At 61.9% G+C, this 1,599-nt stretch carries 2 protein-coding genes and 1 pseudogene; 1 reads left to right on the forward strand and 2 read right to left on the reverse strand.

What is annotated here, in order from left to right:
* Positions 1-15 precede the first annotated feature (15 nt).
* Both MKK49_RS21100 and MKK49_RS21105 read right to left on the reverse strand, forming a co-directional pair.
* Positions 16-276, reverse strand: a pseudogene (locus MKK49_RS21100) (transposase); the annotation flags it as partial.
* 24 nt (positions 277-300) lie between these two features.
* Positions 301-540 (reverse strand): hypothetical protein, encoded by a 240-nt coding sequence (locus MKK49_RS21105; RefSeq protein ID WP_244031848.1) that lies wholly within the window; start codon positions 538-540, stop codon positions 301-303.
* Between the two features lie 735 nt (positions 541-1,275).
* Here MKK49_RS21105 and MKK49_RS21110 point away from each other — a divergent pair.
* On the forward strand, positions 1,276-1,599 hold a 324-nt coding region (locus tag MKK49_RS21110), incomplete at its 3' end, for a sugar phosphate nucleotidyltransferase (protein WP_244031850.1).

The raw sequence follows: 1,599 nt of genomic DNA on the forward strand, positions 1-1,599 counted from the left end.
GAGCAGGCGTCAGAGCTTTTTTGCGAGCACGTCCTGCAGGATGTGCTTGTCGAGGCTCAGATCGGCCACGAGCTGCTTGAGCTTGCGGTTCTCCTCCTCGAGCTGCTTCAGCCGCCGCAGTTCGCCCGTGCCCAAACCGCCGTAGAGCTTCTTCCAGCGGTAGAATGTCTGCTCGGAGATGCCCATACGGCGCAGCACCTCCGCGACCGGCGTCCCAGTCTCGGCCTGCTTCAGCGCGAAGGCGATCTGCTCTTCGGTGAACCTGCTCTTCTTCACGGCTCAGCTCCTCCCGTCAGGGTCTCACAAAACCGGAAAACTCGCACTCACGCCGGACCAAAGCGATGGGGGGACGTCAGCTGAAAGCCACGCGGCGAAGGTCTTGCTAGTTCGGTTCGGCAACAAATCAATCGGATGTCGACGGTCGAGATTGACGACGAGCGTGGCGTAGGTCTTCCTTTTGCGGATCGCCCGGTCGTTAATTCGCACTGCCCGCAGCGGATCGATCGTCGGCAGCTTCATGCCTTGCACAAGGCGCAGCACCGTATTGGAGCTCGTAGTTATCGCCAGATGCCCGGCCAGGCGAGCGAGGCTTCGCCACCTAGTACGAGCTACACCGAGCCTGCGCTCGGCCGGGCCGACAGGTGCGTCGTGCGCATGGTGCGAGAAGCTGAGACAGCCGTTCGACGAACGGGCGCCGTCGTCAGGCCGAATGGGTGAAATAAATGGAGGGCCTAAAGCTGCAGCGTCACGGCGTTGCCGAAGCATGGAAGGTCGGCAGGATGCCGCACTTATCAGCTATGAACGAAAGAGTTTGACACACCGCAGTCCAGACAATGCCCACGATCCCGGGGGAGATGCGCGACGAGAACCAAATTACCGAAGCGACGGACGAATTGGTCGACGATGCAGCTTGGTAGGGATGAAAGGAGAGCCATCCCAACCGCGGATCGGACCACTGACGCTGCATCGCCGTGACCTTTCCACGCAAACTTCGGGTCACTACGAAAGCGGGGCAATTCCAATCACAAAATTTCGTCCGAGCCGGTCCTCAGATTGAAACTGAGCATAACCTCCCGGTAAATCGAGGGATTCGCTGAAACGAGCTCGAAGGGCATGGCGGGGCTTGCTTACTCGGTGCAGTGCTCACAGAACCGACGGTGAAACCGGATTGCAAACTTCGCGGCCCGCTGCCCTACGCTTCGCTTGCGACGATAAATTGGTCCTTGCGACCTAGGTCGCTATTGGACGACGTTTCCCCCACTTGAGGTTCCGGCCATGGCGCAGGTAGGTTTTGAGCTGATCCACCCCGTGATCCTGTGCGGCGGATCGGGTACGCGCCTGTGGCCGGCCTCGCGCGAGAGCATGCCGAAGCAGTTCACCCCCCTGGTGAACGCCGAATCCTCGACCTTTCAGGATACCGCACGCCGGGTGCTCGACCCGGCGGTGTTCGGCCGCCCAACGATCATCAGCAACAGCGAAGCCCGCTTCATCGTCGCCGAGCAGCTGCTCCAAGCCGGGGTCGGGGCGGACATCGTGCTCGAGCCGGAGCGGCGCGACTCGGCCGCCGCCGTGGCGGTCGCGGCACTCCACGCCGCGCGG

The sequence above is a fragment of the Methylobacterium sp. J-090 genome, assembly GCF_022829345.1.
Lineage (GTDB): Bacteria > Pseudomonadota > Alphaproteobacteria > Rhizobiales > Beijerinckiaceae > Methylobacterium.